The 14,992-nt window shown below is 62.7% G+C and carries 15 protein-coding genes, 1 other RNA gene and 1 pseudogene; 4 read left to right on the top strand and 13 right to left on the bottom strand.

Translation table 11 applies throughout. The features are described 5' to 3' along the window. The 5 genes from NKJ08_RS29465 to NKJ08_RS29445 all read right to left on the bottom strand — a co-directional run. Window positions 1–741, bottom strand: a 741-nt coding sequence (locus NKJ08_RS29465; protein WP_352784673.1) for a trypsin-like peptidase domain-containing protein, incomplete at its 3' end; no start/stop codon positions are given. Window positions 742–886: 145 nt separating this feature from the next. Next, entirely contained in the window at window positions 887–1,846 is a 960-nt protein-coding gene (hflC, locus tag NKJ08_RS29460; protein ID WP_352524385.1) for a protease modulator HflC, read from the bottom strand. After that, entirely contained in the window at window positions 1,846–2,940 is a 1,095-nt protein-coding gene (gene hflK, locus NKJ08_RS29455; RefSeq protein ID WP_352524384.1) for an FtsH protease activity modulator HflK, read from the bottom strand. The genes hflC and hflK overlap by 1 nt, the downstream gene beginning before the upstream one ends. Before the next feature lie 159 nt (window positions 2,941–3,099). Further along, window positions 3,100–3,618, bottom strand: coding sequence for a dihydrofolate reductase (locus NKJ08_RS29450; protein WP_352524383.1), 519 nt, complete (start codon window positions 3,616–3,618; stop codon window positions 3,100–3,102). Continuing rightward, the gene (locus tag NKJ08_RS29445; protein ID WP_352784668.1) at window positions 3,618–4,628 is read right to left on the bottom strand and encodes a DUF4424 domain-containing protein; all 1,011 of its coding nucleotides are present in this window, start codon (window positions 4,626–4,628) and stop codon (window positions 3,618–3,620) included. Before NKJ08_RS29445 ends, NKJ08_RS29450 begins: the two co-directional genes overlap by 1 nt. Window positions 4,629–4,870: 242 nt before the next feature. Between NKJ08_RS29445 and cobF the strand changes: the two genes are divergently transcribed. Then, on the top strand, window positions 4,871–5,647 hold the full coding sequence (cobF, locus tag NKJ08_RS29440) for a precorrin-6A synthase (deacetylating) (protein ID WP_352784666.1): 777 nt from the start codon (window positions 4,871–4,873) through the stop codon (window positions 5,645–5,647). A 35-nt stretch (window positions 5,648–5,682) separates the two neighbouring features. On the opposite strand, the gene NKJ08_RS29435 is transcribed toward cobF, so the two are convergent. From NKJ08_RS29435 to NKJ08_RS29410, 6 genes are all read right to left on the bottom strand, one after another. Further along, entirely contained in the window at window positions 5,683–6,024 is a 342-nt protein-coding gene (locus NKJ08_RS29435) for a winged helix-turn-helix domain-containing protein (RefSeq protein WP_023676697.1), read from the bottom strand. An 84-nt stretch (window positions 6,025–6,108) separates the two neighbouring features. Further along, window positions 6,109–7,221, bottom strand: coding sequence for a molybdenum ABC transporter ATP-binding protein (gene modC, locus NKJ08_RS29430; RefSeq protein WP_352784664.1), 1,113 nt, complete (start codon window positions 7,219–7,221; stop codon window positions 6,109–6,111). After that, window positions 7,218–7,922 (bottom strand): molybdate ABC transporter permease subunit, encoded by a 705-nt coding sequence (gene modB, locus NKJ08_RS29425; RefSeq protein ID WP_352524378.1) that lies wholly within the window; start codon window positions 7,920–7,922, stop codon window positions 7,218–7,220. The genes modC and modB overlap by 4 nt, the downstream gene beginning before the upstream one ends. A gap of 15 nt (window positions 7,923–7,937) precedes the next feature. Then, entirely contained in the window at window positions 7,938–8,729 is a 792-nt protein-coding gene (gene modA, locus NKJ08_RS29420; protein WP_352524377.1) for a molybdate ABC transporter substrate-binding protein, read from the bottom strand. A gap of 322 nt (window positions 8,730–9,051) precedes the next feature. After that, on the bottom strand, window positions 9,052–9,846 hold the full coding sequence (locus NKJ08_RS29415) for a thymidylate synthase (RefSeq protein WP_352524375.1): 795 nt from the start codon (window positions 9,844–9,846) through the stop codon (window positions 9,052–9,054). A gap of 112 nt (window positions 9,847–9,958) precedes the next feature. Next, a complete protein-coding gene (locus NKJ08_RS29410) occupies window positions 9,959–10,270 on the bottom strand; it encodes a DUF2853 family protein (protein WP_023676702.1) in 312 nt (103 codons plus the stop codon). A 161-nt stretch (window positions 10,271–10,431) separates the two neighbouring features. On the opposite strand from NKJ08_RS29410, the gene ssrA reads away from it, so the two are divergent. Then, window positions 10,432–10,787: a transfer-messenger RNA gene (gene ssrA / locus NKJ08_RS29405) on the top strand. A 294-nt stretch (window positions 10,788–11,081) separates the two neighbouring features. Next, window positions 11,082–11,822, top strand: coding sequence for an SDR family oxidoreductase (locus NKJ08_RS29400; protein WP_352776598.1), 741 nt, complete (start codon window positions 11,082–11,084; stop codon window positions 11,820–11,822). Between the two features lie 84 nt (window positions 11,823–11,906). Here the strand turns inward: NKJ08_RS29400 and NKJ08_RS29395 are convergent. Next, a pseudogene (locus tag NKJ08_RS29395) lies at window positions 11,907–12,725 on the bottom strand (LysR family transcriptional regulator); the annotation flags it as partial. Window positions 12,726–12,811: 86 nt separating this feature from the next. Further along, window positions 12,812–14,017, bottom strand: a complete 1,206-nt coding sequence (locus NKJ08_RS29390) for a multidrug effflux MFS transporter (protein ID WP_352524369.1) — start codon at window positions 14,015–14,017, stop codon at window positions 12,812–12,814. Between the two features lie 169 nt (window positions 14,018–14,186). On the opposite strand from NKJ08_RS29390, the gene NKJ08_RS29385 reads away from it, so the two are divergent. Beyond that, a complete protein-coding gene (locus NKJ08_RS29385) occupies window positions 14,187–14,876 on the top strand; it encodes a TetR/AcrR family transcriptional regulator (protein WP_352524368.1) in 690 nt (229 codons plus the stop codon). Window positions 14,877–14,992 lie beyond the last annotated feature (116 nt).

Raw genomic sequence — 14,992 nt, 5'->3', positions numbered from 1 at the left:
GTTGATGCCGATGACCTCGCCGCTGCTGTCGAACAGCGGTCCGCCGGAATTGCCTCGGTTGATCGCGGCATCGGTCTGGATGAAGTCGTCATAGGGGCCGGAATTGATGTCGCGATTGCGCGCCGAGACGATGCCGACCGTCACCGTGCCGCCGAGGCCGAACGGATTGCCGATCGCCATCACCCAGTCGCCGACGCGCATCGTGTTGGAATCGCCGAATTTCACCGCCGTCAGCTTGTGTCCCTTCGGATCGACCTTCAGCACCGCGACATCGGTCTTGGTGTCGGTGCCGACCAGCGTCGCCTTGAGCGTCACGCCGTCGGAGAAATTCACCTCGATATCGTCGGCATCGGCGATGACGTGGTTGTTGGTCACCACGATGCCCTGCTCGGCGTCGACCACGAAGCCGGAGCCCAGCGACTGCACCTTTTGCGCGCCGCCGCCCTTGTCGCCGCCACGGTTCTTGAAGAAATCGTCGAAGAAGTCCTGGAAGGGCGAGCCTTCTGGAAGCTGCGGCATTGGCACCGCGCCCGGACCCTCCGTGCCCTTCACCGTCTGCGAAGTCGAGATGTTGACCACTGCGCCGAGCAGGCCGGCGGCGAGATCGGCAACCGAGGGCGGCCCGTCGGCTGCCACCGTCGGCGTCACGAACGACGGAACGGCAACGGCGCCGACCAGAAGCGCTGCGGCCCCGGCGATGAACGTCCGCCTCGCTGCACGCAGAAGGGTGGTGGATGTCATCGAAAAGGCCTCCGGGTGTTCTGAAAAAAAGCGCTTCGGCAAAATGCCGCGTCGCGTCATGTTGGCAAGAAATACGGCACGTTTGCGGCTATGGCTACCGCCAGAGGATAAATCCTCCGTTACGCCGGCTATCCCTGCACCGGCCCTACTGGCCGGTGCTTGGCTGCGCCGCCGGTGCGGGAGCGGCAGGTGCTGACGGTGGTACCGCCGGTGCCGCAGGCGTTTCCTTGCTGTTCGGGTCGCGGAAGAAGCGGAAGAACTCGGAATTCGGCGACAGCACCATCGTCGTTCCGGCGCTGTTCAGCGCCGTGCCATAGGCATTCATCGACCGATAGAAATCGAAGAAGGCCGGATCGCGCTGATAGGCCCCGGCAAACGTCGCGCTGCGCTGGGCTTCACCTTCACCACGCAGGATTTCAGACTCTTTCTGCGCTTCGGCGACGATCTCCACCACTTCGCGGTCGGCGCGAGCCTTGATGCGCTGCGCCGCCTCATTGCCTCGCGCCCTCAGCCGCTCGGCTTCCGCGAGACGTTCGGCCTTCATGCGGTCGAAAGTCTGTTGCGAGACCTCGGCTGTCAGATCGGTGCGGCGGATGCGGACATCCTCGATCTGCAGGCCAAGCGAGGTGGCATCGGGCCTCAGCTGATCGCGCACCTCGCGCATCATCACGGCGCGCTCTTCCGAGAGCGCCGCCTCGAAGTCGCGCAGGCCGTAGACGCGGCGCAAGGCGGCGTCGAGACGCGTCCTCAGCCGGGCCTCGGCCAGTTCGATCTGGCCGGAGACCGCGGCGCGGAACACACGCGGATCCGAAATACGATAGGCGATGAAGGCGTCGACCTCATAGAACTTGCCGCCCGAAACCTGGACGCGGATGTTGTCGAGGTCAAAGCGCAGCACCCTGTTTTCGATCAGCTGCACGGTGTCGGCATCGAAGAAGGAGAATGGCGCCTTGAAATAGATGCCGGGCTGGGTCTTGACGTCGACGATCTCGCCGAACCTGAGCACCAGCGCCTGCTGGCGCGCATTGACGACGAACACCGACGAATAGAGCAGGAACAGGATGACCGCGGCTATGACCGCAATGACGGGAAGACGGTTGGCCATCACTGGTTTCCTCCGGTGGCCGGTGCCGGCGCCTTCTGCTGCAATGCGGGCAGCGGCAGATAGGGAACGACCCCTTGCCCATTGCCTTGCTCGACGATGACCTTGCTCGAATCCTTCAGCACCCTCTCCATCGTTTCCAGATAAAGTCGCTTGCGCGTCACCTCCGGCGCCTTGGCATATTCGTCATAGACCGAGATGAAGCGCTGCGCCTCGCCTTCGGCCTCCTGCACGACCCTGTTCTTGTAGGCGGCCGCGTCCTCGCGGATCTGGGCGGCCGCACCGCGCGCCTGGCCGAGCTTCTGGTTGGAATACTGATTGGCCTGCTCGACGAACTTGTCCTCGTCCTGCTCGGCTCGCTGCACCTCGTCGAAGGCATCTGCAACTTCGCGCGGCGGCGCAGCGTCCTCGATCGAAATGGCGTTGACGTTGAGGCCGGCCTTGTAGCCGTCCAGCGTCGTCTGGATGATCTCACGCACCGACGCCGCAATGCCTTGCCGGTCGTCGCGGAAAATGTCCTGCGCCGGGCGCCGGCCGACCGCTTCGCGCATCGCGCTTTCGGCCACCTGCCGCAGCATGCCGGCCGGATCGGACACGTCGAACAGATAGGCCCTCGGATCGGAAACTTGGTAGGCCACGGAGAATTGCACGTTGACGATGTTCTGGTCGCCGGAAAGCATCAGGCCGTTGCCGCTGGTATTGCCGCCGCCGATATCGACGAGCTGCTCGGCGATGTTGGCGGTCTCTACCGTTTCGATGGGCCACCAATGGAAATGCAGCCCGGGCTGCGAGAGCTCCGCCTTCGGCTTGCCGAACCTGAGCTCCACCGCAACTTCGTCGGGCTGCACGGTGTAGACCGCCTTGAACGCCCACAGCACGACCAGCGCCGCCGCAATCAGCCCGAACACGGCCGGGCTCGCACCTCCGCCGCCCGGCAGCGCACGCCGCAACCTGTCCTGGCCGCGCCGGATGATATCCTCGAGATCGGGAGGCGAACCCTGCGGGCCGCTGGGTCCCTTGGGTCCCTGACCCCAAGGTCCCTGGTTGTTGCCGCCGCCCCACGGGCCGCCGCCGCCGCTCTTGTCGTTCCAGGGCATGAATGTCCTTTCGCTTGGAATTCCCTCAAGCGCCGCTTCAGCGGCGCAAAATCCAATATTATTCTTCTATAGGTATGCGACGGCACGCTTTCAACGCGATCGGCTGCCGGCACTGTCCGTCTAGGGCTCATTTAGACCCGTCGCGACCCTTTGTCGTCTTCAATGCACGTCGCGGCGCCGCTCGTAAACCGAATAGCGTGTCGGATGGCTGTCCTTTTCACCAGCCTCCACCTCTTGCGAGCGGACCACCCGCCATAGCGCCGGGTCGATCGGCGGGAAATGGGCGTCGCCGTCGACCGGTGCCAGCACATGCGTGACGTGCAGCCGATCGGCCAGCGGCAGCGCCTGAGCGTATATCTCGCCGCCGCCGATGACGCAGATCTCGTCGGCACCGGCCATGCAGCGCCCGCGCACATTCGCCAGCCTGATCGCGTCTTCGAGCGAGTGCGCGACTTCGACACCCTCGGCCCGCCATGCCTTGTCCCGCGTCACCACGATGTTGAGCCTGCCCGGCAATGGCCGGCCGATGCCTTCATAGGTCTTGCGGCCCATGATGATGGGCTTGCCCATCGTATCGGCCTTGAACCGCTTGAGATCGGTGGAAAGCCGCCACGGCAACCCGCCATCGCGTCCGATCACGCCATTCTCGGCGATGGCGACATAGATCGCGAGGTCCATCAGCCGCCGTTCCCGCCATCGGATGGCTCCAGCAGCAATATGTCAATGTCGTGCTCGGGGTGGAAGTTCTGCGCCTTCATCTCGAACGTCGTCGGCCCGACCTTCCTGACGTTTTCGCCGCAAAACGAGACCAGGTTCTTCGGATCGCCCTTGTCGACGGTCAGCTTGAACGTGCCGATGTTTCCCGACGCCCAGTTGCCGCCCGTGGTCAGGATATAGGCGATGCGGTTCTCGAAATATTTGGGGTAGCCGTCGGGATCGTCCTTGGCTGCCTTGCGCACGGCGTTCTCGAACGTGCCATCCATGCAGTAGCGGGTCTTGTAGGCGGCATACTGACCCTGGAACTGGCCGTCATAGAAGAAGCTGACCGACGAGGTGCCGCCGACACTCGGCTTGTAACGATGCGAGACATGCACCGCCTTGTTGGCCGGAAAGGTCGAGCGCCACCAATAGGTCGAGCGCAATTGCCAGAACGGCGTATAGACGGTCTTCATGCCCGAACCGTCATCGGCAGTGTCCTCGATGATGATGCCGCGGTTGACCCAGTCGTCGGCGACCGCCTGCGGCAGCTTTTCCAGTGCCGCCTTGGCTGCATCGCCGAATGGATAGAACGGCACCCCCTGCGCCTTCAGATCGGCGCCGACGTCGATGCCGAGCGCGAACACCTTCTGCTCGAGCTGCGGCTTTGCCGGCACCCCGTCGATCGTCACTTCGAAGCCGAGGAAATTGTCGCTCTGCGCCTCGGGAATCGCCGGCATCTCTTCGGGATCGCCCTCGATGTCGGGCATCGGAAACGCGACGATCGCATCGACATCCTTGTCGGTGTTGTTGCGGAAAATGTAGTCGACCGTCACTTTTTCCGGCGCGATGTAGAGATCCTCGCTTTCCATCGCCACCGCATCACTGCGCGACAGTATCAGCCCACCGGTGCCGAGTTCGGCGACCGAATCATTGGCGAGTGCGGGCGTAGCCGAGAGCGCCAGCGCTGCGGTCAGGACGTAACGGAACATGGAAACTCCCCCGGCGAGAATGCCAACGTGACCCTAGCTGTTCAATGTGGCGTTTCAAAGCCTTTCAGCACATATGCCGGCGCTGCCGGCATGCCGTGTCGGCCTAGAGCATTTTGCAGCCAAGTGGAACACTTGGCGTCGCAGAAATGCGGCCAAAACAAATAGATAGAGCGGGATGCACGGTTCAATTTGAATGCGTCCCGCTCTAGACACGCCGATCCCGATCGGGCAGGAGTTCGCCCATGCGCAAGCTTCTCGTCATCGGCATCGGCGCCGGCAATCCCGATCATATGACCGTGCAGGCCATAAACGGCCTCAACCGGGCCGACGTGCTGTTCATTCCCGACAAGGGCGCGAAGAAGAACGATCTCGCCGAATTGCGCCGCCAGATCTGCGACCGCTTCGTCACCAATCCGAACTCGCGCCGCGTCGAATTCGACGTGCCGGTGCGCGCCGAGCCGGCGCCGTCCTATCGCTCGACCGTCGACGAATGGCACGAGGCGATCGCCGCGATCTATGAAGGCCTGATCCGCGGCGAACTTTCCGAAGACGGCTGCGGCGCCTTCCTGATCTGGGGCGATCCTTCGCTGTACGACAGCGCGCTGCGCATCCTGGAGCGCGTGCGCCTCAGAGGCAATGTCGGGTTCGAACTGGACGTCATCCCCGGCATCACCGCCATCCAGGCACTCGCCGCCAGCCACAAAATCGCACTGAACCGCATCGGCGACGCTATTTTGATCACCACCGGCCGCCGGCTCGCCGAGGAAGGTTTGCCCGAAAACGCCGGCAGCACCATCGTCATGCTGGACGGCAAATGCGCCTTCAACACGCTGGCCGACAAGGATGTTAGCGTCCACTGGGGCGCCTACCTCGGCACGCCCGACGAGATCGTTGTCTCGGGCCGGATTGGCGACGTCGGCGACGAGATCGTCAGCACCCGTGAGGAGGCCCGCCGAAAAAAAGGCTGGATCATGGACACTTATCTGCTGCGCAAGCCCGGCGAACCCGACGAGCAATAGCGGATTACGCGCGGTAGGCACAAATTCCCCGGCCTTTACGCAGCATCGATTTCTGCCTGCAGCGCCTCCATATGCGCTGCCGCAGCTGAAGACGCAGCCCGCTCGATGGCGCGGAACCGGCTGACCACCGCAAGCCCGACCGAGGTCAACTGAGCGCCGCCACCCTTTTTCCCACCGGTCTGTGCCGCGACCAGCGGTTTGCCGAACACCCGGTTCATGTCCTCGACCAGATCCCAGGCGTGCTTGTAGGACATCTCCATGCCGCGCGCCGCGGCCGAGATCGAGCCGAAGGCGGCGATCTGTTCCAGAAGCTCGATCTTGCCCGGCCCGATGCGGCCATCCGGATCGAGATTTATGCGCAAGCTCAGCGACGGCATTTTGCTCCTCCGCGGTCACGCCATTCTACAAGTTCTCCAGCGATACCGCTATTCCAAAACGATATAGCGACAATCATCCGCCGTTCACCCATGCGCCTCGGCCGGCAGGCCGGCGCCGGTGTTCGCCCGGTCGAAGCTCACCGTCTTGACCACCGCGAAGACCTTTCGACCGAGCCGAAGCCCTAGCGTCTGCCGCGACTGTTCGGTGATGCGGGCAAGCACGGTTGCGCCATTGCAGTCGATGCCGACCTCGACCGTAGGCCCCTCGCCCGGCTCTATCGCCACGATCGCGCCCGGCAATATGTTGAGCGCGCTGAGGCCAACCGGCTGCTCGGTGGCGATCATCACGTCGCGGGCACGAATGCGAACGCGCACCGGCGCACCGACCGGCGCTGCTAGAAGCGGCACACGGATCTCGCCCGCCAATGAGCCTAGCACTGTCATGCCAAAGACTTCGTCGTGGCGCAGAACCGCGGCATCCAGCATGGCACCGCCCTCGCCGCGCTCTTCGGCCGGCAATAGATCGAGACGCTGCATGATCGCGCCGGTCGGACCGGAAGCAGCGACCTTGCCTTGCATCAGTACCACAACGTCGCTCGCCAGCCGCGCCACTTCGGCTATCGAGTGGCTGACATAGACGATCGGGATTTTCGTCTCGTCGCGCAGCCGCTCGATGTAAGGCAAGATCTCGGCCTTGCGCGCCTCGTCGAGCGACGCCAACGGCTCGTCCATCAGCAGCAATTTCGGGCTGGCAAGCAGCGCCCGGCCGATTGCCACGCGCTGCTTCTCGCCACCGGAGAGTTTTGCCGGGCGCCGGTCAAGCAAATGACCGATGCCGAGCAGTTCGACCACGCCATCGATATCCGCGTAGCGCTCAGCCGCCGGCGTGAACCAGCGGCCGTAGCGCAGATTGCTCGCCACGCTCATATGCGGAAACAGCCGCGCATCCTGGAACACCATGCCGATCCGCCGCTTGTGCTTCGGCACGAACAGGCCGGCACCGCTATCGACCAGCACACGGCTCTCAACCGCGATGCGGCCTCTGTCGGGGCGGATCAGCCCGGCAATCAAATTGATCAGCGTCGTCTTTCCGGAGCCGGATGGCCCAAACAGCGCAGTCAGCCGCCCGGCGCTCTCGAAGCGGGCATTGACGGCGAAATCGCCAAGCCGGTGGCTGATGTCGACCTGAATCGTCATTCGATGTCCATCCGCCGGCCGATGCGCCGCGCCAGCACTTCCGAGGCCACAAGTGCCGCCATCGAGATGACGATCGAGATCAGCGTCAGCCTGAGCGCGCCGGCGTCGCCGCCGGGAACCTGCGTGAAAGTGTAGATCGCCGATGGCAGCGTCTGCGTCTCGTTCGGGATGTTGGAGACGAAGGTGATCGTCGCGCCGAATTCGCCCATCGCCTTGGCGAAGGAGAGGATCGCACCAGCGATCAGGCCGGGCAGGATCAGCGGCATCGTGATCGTGCCGAATACCCATAGCGGATTGGCGCCGAGCGTGCCGGCGGCCGTCTCGATTTTACGATCGACCGCCTCGATCGACAGCCGGATCGCCCGCACCATCAGCGGAAAACCCATCACGCCGCAGGCGAGCGCGGCGCCCGTCCAGCGAAAGGAAAAAACGATGCCGAAATGCTCGGCCAGAAAAGCCCCGGCGGGACCGCGCTTGCCGAAAGTCAGAAGCAGCAAGTAGCCTGTCACCACCGGCGGCAGGATCAGCGGCAGATGCACCAGCCCGTTGAGCAGCGTCTTGCCCCAGAATTGGCCGCGGGCGAGCACAAGGGCGATCAGTATGCCCGGCGGCAGGCTGGCAATCATCGCCACGGTCGCCACCTTGATCGACAGCCGGACCGCATTCCATTCGTCGGGAGCGAGATCCAGCAGCCAGCTCATGCTCAGGGCGGTTCGTCAGTTGCTCGGCGCGAGGATTGTAAAACCTTGCGCCTTGAAGAGTTCGCCAGCCTTGGCGGATTGCAGGCATTTCAGGAATGCCGGGGTATCCTTGCCCTTCGAATCCGCAAGCTGGGCAACCGGATAGATGATCGGCGGATGGGAATCCGCGGGGAAAGTGCCGATCACTCTCACGCCGGGCTCCGCATGCGCGTCCGTGGCATAGACGATGCCGAGTGCAGCCTCGCCGGTCGACACCAGTTTTAGGGCGGCGCGCACATTCTCGGCCTGCGCCACCTTGCCTTCGACGGAAGACCAGACACCGAGCGATTCGAGCGCCGCCTTGCCGTATTTGCCTGCCGGCACCGCCTTGAAATCGCCCATGGCAAGTTTGCCGTCGCCGACGAGCCCAGCAAGATCGAAACCCTTTTCGATCCTGGTTTCAACCTTGGAATCCTGCGGCGCAATCAGCACGATCTGGTTGCCAAGCAATTTCACCTCCGTGCCGGGCTTGGTCAGTTTCTTGTCGGAGAGATACTTCATCCAATCGAGGTCGGCTGAGATGAACACGTCTGCCGGCGCGCCGCCCTCGATCTGCTTGGCCAGCGCCGAGCTCGCCGCGTAGGAAATGGTTGCAGCCTCGCCGACGTCGGCCTCGCAGGCCCTGTTGACGGCGTCGAGCCCGTCCTTGAGGCTCGCCGCGGCAAACACGACCACCTTGTCTTCGGCACGGGCCGCCGGCACCGCGGCCATCAGCATCGCCACAAAACCCGCGATAGCAATCGTCGTCGAACCTTTGCGCGCCAGCATGAAACTCTCCTCGTCTTGGACCGGCCCGAAGCCCGTCCATCGATATATCCATGTGAACATAACAAGGAAAGGCTCTTTACCGGGCGACGGCATTCTGAGCCGAGGTTTTCTTGGCCTGCGATAATCTTCGTTGCATACAGCGGTATCGAGGCCGAAGGAGACATCGCACGAAGTCAGTGCCCGCCGCAAAAGGCAGACACGCCTATGCCGCGGACCAGGCATTGGGCGTCATGGTCGACGTCGGTCGATCAAGATGGATGCGGACAACGCCGAGGGCCTAGCGGCAGTAGGCAATTTCGATATGGACAGTTAGATATGCCGCCTAGACCGCGATCGGCGCCTTGATCGTCGCGTCGGCGAAATAGTTCTCGAGCCGGAAATCCTCGAAGCGGAAGGCAAAGAGATCCTTCACCTCGGGATTGATCCATAGCGTCGGCAACGCCTTCGGCGTGCGCCGCAATTGTTCGCGCGCCTGCTCGAAATGGTTCGAATAAAGGTGTGCATCGCCGAGCGTGTGGATGAAATCGCCGGGTTTCAATCCGGTCACCTGCGCCACCATCAACGTCAGCAACGCATAGGAAGCGATGTTGAACGGCACGCCGAGAAAGATGTCGGCGGAGCGCTGGTAGAGCTGGCAGGAAAGCTTGCCTTCCGAAACATAGAACTGGAACAGGCAGTGGCAGGGCGGCAACGCCATGGCCTCCACCTCGGCAGGGTTCCACGCCGAAACAATCAGCCGCCGCGAATTAGGATTTTTGCGTATCTCCTTCAGAAGATTCGCAATCTGGTCGATGGCGCCGCCATGGCCGTCCGGCCACGACCGCCACTGCTTGCCATAGACCGGGCCGAGATCGCCATTCTCGTCGGCCCACTCATCCCAGATCGAGACGCCGTGATCGTTGAGATATTTGATGTTGGTGTCGCCCGCCAGGAACCACAAAAGCTCATGGATGATCGACTTCAGGTGCAGCTTCTTGGTGGTGGTGATCGGAAAACCGCGGGCCAGATCGAAGCGCATCTGGTAGCCGAATACCGAGCGCGTTCCGGTGCCGGTACGGTCGCCGCGATCAGCGCCGTTTTCCAGCACATGTTCAAGAAGGTCGAGATACTGGCGCATCGGCTCTGGCTCGATTCGGGTTGTCAGCCATCATAGCCGAATGACCGTCGGCCGAACACAGCAAAGCGAGACGATTCCACCGGAAAACCCACCGGCATCAGCGGCGAGTTCTTCAGAGCGAGCCGAGCATGCCCAGATCTTTGGCGACGAGGTAATAGAACGTCACCCGGCTCTTGCTGTTGTCGGCCGCCATCGCCTTGCAGGTCTTTTCGATAGCCGCATCCGCCTTGGCGCCATCGGTGACGCCGAGCTTGCCGGCGACCCAGCTATTCCTGACGCGCTTCAGTTCCTCCGGGTCGGTGCAGGACACCAGCGAGGAATCGCGGTTCCTGAGCGCGATGCCCAAATGCTTGACGATCTTGGCGACCGCGTCGGCGTCCGCCGCTGCATCGTATTTCTTTACGTCTGCGAGATAGTCGGCCATCGAATTTCCCCTCGTCGGCGCCACGGGATCCGGTCGATGAGGATTGTGGCGCGCTGCCGCAACTATGCGCTGGGTCTCCTCACCGCCACAAAGCTTCGGTTGAGACCGACTGCAAGTCAACCCTTCATGGTCCACTTTGACACAGATGAAAGTGGCATTCCGGCCTTTCATTTTCCACCGCCAGTCCCTATATTCGCCTCGTCGGCTCGACCGACTATGGCGATAAACAGGCGATGAAATAAGCCGTTCGGACCCGGGGGCGGTACCCGGCGCCTCCACCAAAAACCGCTGCTCAAGAGCGGCTTTTGCTGGGGGCGAAATAGGATCGACGAAGGTGTAAAGATCGTACTTTTGCCCGGCATTGTACCACCGTTATCGGGCTGAACTTATAGTTGCCAACGACAACTATGCGGAAGCACGTCTCGCCGCGTAAGCGGTGCGATAGCTTCAATTCAAGCCCTAGTGGTTCGCACTTCTAGGCGGGGTTCGGAGGTACCTGGCAACAGAAACCTCCATTTCTCCCCTTCATCACACTTATCTCCCCCTATCTTTCGCCGCGGCCTGAACCGCATCCGGCGTTGATTCTTTCGCAACTGCGCCGGGCGGCATCGAGCGGCAGCAACGCGGAGAACGCTTGAACGGCATTCTGCTCTGAGCACCGCTTCATCCTGCCGCAATGGCTTCCATCATCGGAAGCTCCGATGGCAGCATTCGTATCTTCCCGTTTCCCTTCTCCCATGCCTTTGCGGGAAAAGGCTTCAGTTTCTCGCCGCGTGTGGTCACGCCCCGGCAGCTACCTGATGGACACAAGATGAACCAGGAAACCACACCAACACCCGAACGCATCCTTATCGTCGGCGGCAGTTCCGGCATGGGGCTGTCGCTCGCCGAACAGCGGCTTGCCGCCGGCGCCGAGGTTACGATCGTCGGCCGTTCCGAGGACCGGTTGTCGGCCGCACGGCAGCGCTTGCCTCACCCGGAAAGGCTGAGGACGATCGCAGCCGACGTCACAAGCGAGGACGAGGTCCAGCGCCTGTTCCAGGACGTCGGTACGCTCGACCACATCGTCTCGACCGCCGCCGACATCACCGGCGTCTATGTGTTGCTTCCCGATATGGACATCTCGGTGGCGCGGAAGGTGATGGATTCCAAAATTGTCGGGCCGCTTCTTCTTGCCAAACATGGCGCGCCTCGTCTGACGCCCAGGGGATCGATCACGCTGACCTCAGGCATTGCCGCCTATCGTCCAGCCGCGAAAGGTTCGGTGGTGGCGGCTGTCAATGGGGCACTTGGCTCACTCGCCTATGCGCTTGCGGTCGAACTGGCGCCGATCCGCGTCAACGTCGTTTCGCCGGGCTGGGTCGACACCCCGATTTGGGATGCCGTCGCCGGCAGCGGAAAGACGGCCGCGCTGGACGCCATGGCAAAGCGTCTGCTCGTCGGCCGGATCGGCCAGGCAGCCGACATCGCCCAAGCCATCACGTCCCTGATGCATAACGGCTTCATCACCGGAACGGTGCTTCATGTCGATGGTGGCCAGCGACTGGTCTAGCGATGGCCAGATTTCGCGCGCCCGAGTTTCACGCGCCATTGCGAGGAACAGCCGCAGGACAGGCGCTTGAACGCGCCGGTGGCGCCATACCATGGTGACCGACGTCGTCGAGTTGCTTCCGATCCAGGGCAGCACAAGGATCTCGGCATCGGCCGAAGTGACCACGAGACGCGGGACCAGCGCGCATCCAAGACCGGCTGCAACAAGGCTCCGTATCGCGCCCATGCTGGCGAACTCGCCGACGAGCCTCGGACGGTCGGGCAGCGTTGCTGCGAACGCTTCGTCGAACATCCGCCGATAGACGCAACCGGGCTGGGTGACGAGGAAGGCCTCATCAGCCAGATCCTCGGGCGTTATGGCAGCATATCCGGCCAGTCGGTGATTTGCCGGCGCTATGATGGCGAGCTCTTCTTCCGCCACCTGTTCGCTTCGCAGCTCCGGCACCACCACCGGGACGGGCCCGAAATGGAAAGACACGTCCAGCGCCCCGCTGGTCACGCCGGCACGCAACCCACTGCTATCGTCCGCCCTGAGGTTCAGTTCCACATCGGGATGGCGCCGGTGGAATTCCCCCAGCAAAGCTGGCAAGCGTGTCGAGCAAAGCGTCTCCAGGCCGCCGACAGTCAGGCGACCGGCAACCGTGCCGCCCGCGTCGGCGACAGCGGAACGGGCTTCGTGTGCGAGGTCGAGGAGATCGCTTGCATACTCCAGCAGGCGCTGTCCCGCCGCCGTCAGCTTCAAGCCACGCCGCGACCTGTCGAACAGCGACGTCCCCAGATCGGCTTCCAGCGCTTGGATCTGTTCCGTTACGCTCGATTGGGCAAGATGAACCCGCTCGGAGGCGCGTGTGATATTCAAGGTGGTGGCGACCGCCACGAACGTCTTGAGATGTCGAAGCTGCATGTCCTGAACCCGCCGTGTAAACCGGGATCGCAAACGTGAAAAGGCCGGGAACGTCGCCCGGCCTTTTTATTCTCGATGGTCGACGCTTACTCCGCCGACGCTTCCGCAACGTCCCGGCTACGGCCGAGCGTCACCTTGGCAAGCGTGAAGGAGATCACCGCGCAAAGCGTGATGCCCGCCACCATCGGCAGCGGCGTGCCGTCGAAGAACACGCCGGCGACGCCCATTGCGACCGCGCCGATGGCGAAGTGCAGCGTGCCCATCAGTGCCGAAGCCGTGCCGGCGATCTCGCCATGCTCTTCCATCGCCAGCACCGACGTCGTCGGGATGACCAGGCCGAGAAAGCCGTAGCCGATGAACAGCAGTGCCGCCATCACGTCGAGCCGGTCGACACCCGAGGCCATCACCGCGAACAACACCACCATCGTCGTCGCATAGCCGGTCACCGCGATCCGCACCACGCGCTGCAGCCCGAACCGCTCCGACAGCAACCCGGTCAGCTGCGACATGCCGATGAAGGCAACCGCATTGATCGAGAAGAACACGCTATAGACCGAAGGCGACAGCCCGTAATGGTCGATCAGGATGAAGGACGAGCTCGACAGATAGACGAAGAAGCTCGCAATGCCGAAGCCGCCGATGGCCGTCAGGCCAAGGAAGTTGCGATCCCCCATCAGGAAACGGTAGCCGGAAAGTGCCGTGCCGAAGGAGGAGCCGGCGCGCTCTTCGACCGGCCGCGTCTCCTTGAGCGAGGTAGCCAGCAGGATCGCGGCGAGCACAGCCGCACCCGTCACCGTCCAGAACACGGCGCGCCAGCCGAAATTCTCGATGATCTGGCTACCGGTCAGCGGCGCCAGGATCGGCGACACCGAAAAAACCAGCATCAACAGCGACATCAGCTTGGCGGCTTCGGTCCCGGTGTGCAGATCGCGCACGATCGCGCGCGGCACGGCCATACCGGCGCTGGCGCCGAGCCCTTGCAGGAAGCGGAAGGCGATCAGCCATTCAATCGAGGGGGCCAGCGCCGAGCCGACGCCGCCGACCATGAACAGCGCCAGGCCGCCATAGAGCGGCAGCTTGCGGCCAACCATGTCGGAGATCGGTCCGACGACGATCTGGCCGAAGCCCATGGAAAGAAAGAAGATCAGCAGGCTCATCTGCACCGCGGCGGTGCCGGCATGCAGATCCTCGCCGATCGACGGCAGGGCCGGAAGATACATGTCGATGGCAAACGGGCCGATGGCGGACAATAGGCCGAGCACGACCGCAATGCGGAGGAATTTGGCGTTCATGATGGCAGGCTCTTTCGAATTCTGGTTGCCGCCGCGGACCGGCGTATAACCCTAGGACGTTGCATCCCGTGGGGTTCCGACTCTTCTGCGGAACGAAAACCCCTTCGTGTTTAGTCCACAAATTTAGACAGGCTTGTCTAATTCGTCAACCACCTCTATATAGTTTTGTATGAAGGCCAGCGTTTCTCCTGACATTTTCCCGCCACGCGGCCATGAGGCCAAGCGTATGTCGATTGTCGACGCAGCCGCTTCGGTCTTCTGCCGTGAAAGCTTCGCCGGGGCCAATATCGACATGATTGCCGCCGAGGCCGGCGTTTCCCGCCAGACCATCTACAACCATCATGGCGACAAGGAAAAACTCTTCGTTGCCATCGTTCGCGACCTCACCGAACGTTGCAATGCCGGTATCTTCGCCACGATCTCCACCTTCCCCGATCAGCCGAAGGATCTCGAGGCCGACCTCATCGCCTTTGCCGTCCGGATGAACCACAACTGCATCTGCAACCGCGACGGTAAATTCCTGCGCAAGCTGATCCAGACCGAGGGCGAGCGCTATCCCGAACTTTTCGCCGAATGGCGCGAAGAAGGACCGGGCAGGACATGGCCGGCGATCGCCGCCCGTTTCGCCCGGCTCGCTCATGCCGGTTTCCTTGAGATCGACGATCCCGATGTCGCGGCACGCCAGTTCATGGCTCTTGCCAACGCGGAGCTGCAGACGACCTTCATGCTCGGCAGTACACCAACCGAGGACGAGGTGGTGCAGTCCGCGACAAATGGCGTGCGCACCTTCCTGCGCGCCTTCGGCAAGCGGCAGCCTGTGACCCGAGCAGGCAAACAGACCGCGCTCGCCAGCGCTTGACGATTAAATCGTCGCCAATGGGCTTCGCTTCCGCACGCCAGCGATCTATATCCGGTTTACGCCGCGCTCAAGCTTGACTACAGCTATCAGGACGATTCAACGGAACCCGACAGCCA

Source organism: Mesorhizobium sp. M0244 (assembly GCF_040321795.1).
In the GTDB taxonomy this organism is placed as follows: domain Bacteria; phylum Pseudomonadota; class Alphaproteobacteria; order Rhizobiales; family Rhizobiaceae; genus Mesorhizobium.
The sequence above is the reverse complement of the archived record's forward strand: the minus strand, read 5'-3'. Positions and strand labels throughout refer to the sequence as shown.

Excerpts from the sequence above, each read along its gene's own strand:
- hflC (WP_352524385.1), bottom strand. The coding sequence starts at position 1,846 with ATGGCCAACCGTCTTCCCGTCATTGCGGTCATAGCCGCGGTCATCCTG.
- hflK (WP_352524384.1), bottom strand. The coding sequence starts at position 2,940 with ATGCCCTGGAACGACAAGAGCGGCGGCGGCGGCCCGTGGGGCGGCGGC.
- NKJ08_RS29450 (WP_352524383.1), bottom strand. The coding sequence starts at position 3,618 with ATGGACCTCGCGATCTATGTCGCCATCGCCGAGAATGGCGTGATCGGA.
- NKJ08_RS29445 (WP_352784668.1), bottom strand. The coding sequence starts at position 4,628 with ATGTTCCGTTACGTCCTGACCGCAGCGCTGGCGCTCTCGGCTACGCCC.
- cobF (WP_352784666.1), top strand. The coding sequence starts at position 4,871 with ATGCGCAAGCTTCTCGTCATCGGCATCGGCGCCGGCAATCCCGATCAT.
- NKJ08_RS29435 (WP_023676697.1), bottom strand. The coding sequence starts at position 6,024 with ATGCCGTCGCTGAGCTTGCGCATAAATCTCGATCCGGATGGCCGCATC.
- modC (WP_352784664.1), bottom strand. The coding sequence starts at position 7,221 with ATGACGATTCAGGTCGACATCAGCCACCGGCTTGGCGATTTCGCCGTC.
- modB (WP_352524378.1), bottom strand. The coding sequence starts at position 7,922 with ATGAGCTGGCTGCTGGATCTCGCTCCCGACGAATGGAATGCGGTCCGG.
- modA (WP_352524377.1), bottom strand. The coding sequence starts at position 8,729 with ATGCTGGCGCGCAAAGGTTCGACGACGATTGCTATCGCGGGTTTTGTG.
- NKJ08_RS29415 (WP_352524375.1), bottom strand. The coding sequence starts at position 9,846 with ATGCGCCAGTATCTCGACCTTCTTGAACATGTGCTGGAAAACGGCGCT.
- NKJ08_RS29410 (WP_023676702.1), bottom strand. The coding sequence starts at position 10,270 with ATGGCCGACTATCTCGCAGACGTAAAGAAATACGATGCAGCGGCGGAC.
- NKJ08_RS29400 (WP_352776598.1), top strand. The coding sequence starts at position 11,082 with ATGAACCAGGAAACCACACCAACACCCGAACGCATCCTTATCGTCGGC.
- NKJ08_RS29390 (WP_352524369.1), bottom strand. The coding sequence starts at position 14,017 with ATGAACGCCAAATTCCTCCGCATTGCGGTCGTGCTCGGCCTATTGTCC.
- NKJ08_RS29385 (WP_352524368.1), top strand. The coding sequence starts at position 14,187 with ATGAAGGCCAGCGTTTCTCCTGACATTTTCCCGCCACGCGGCCATGAG.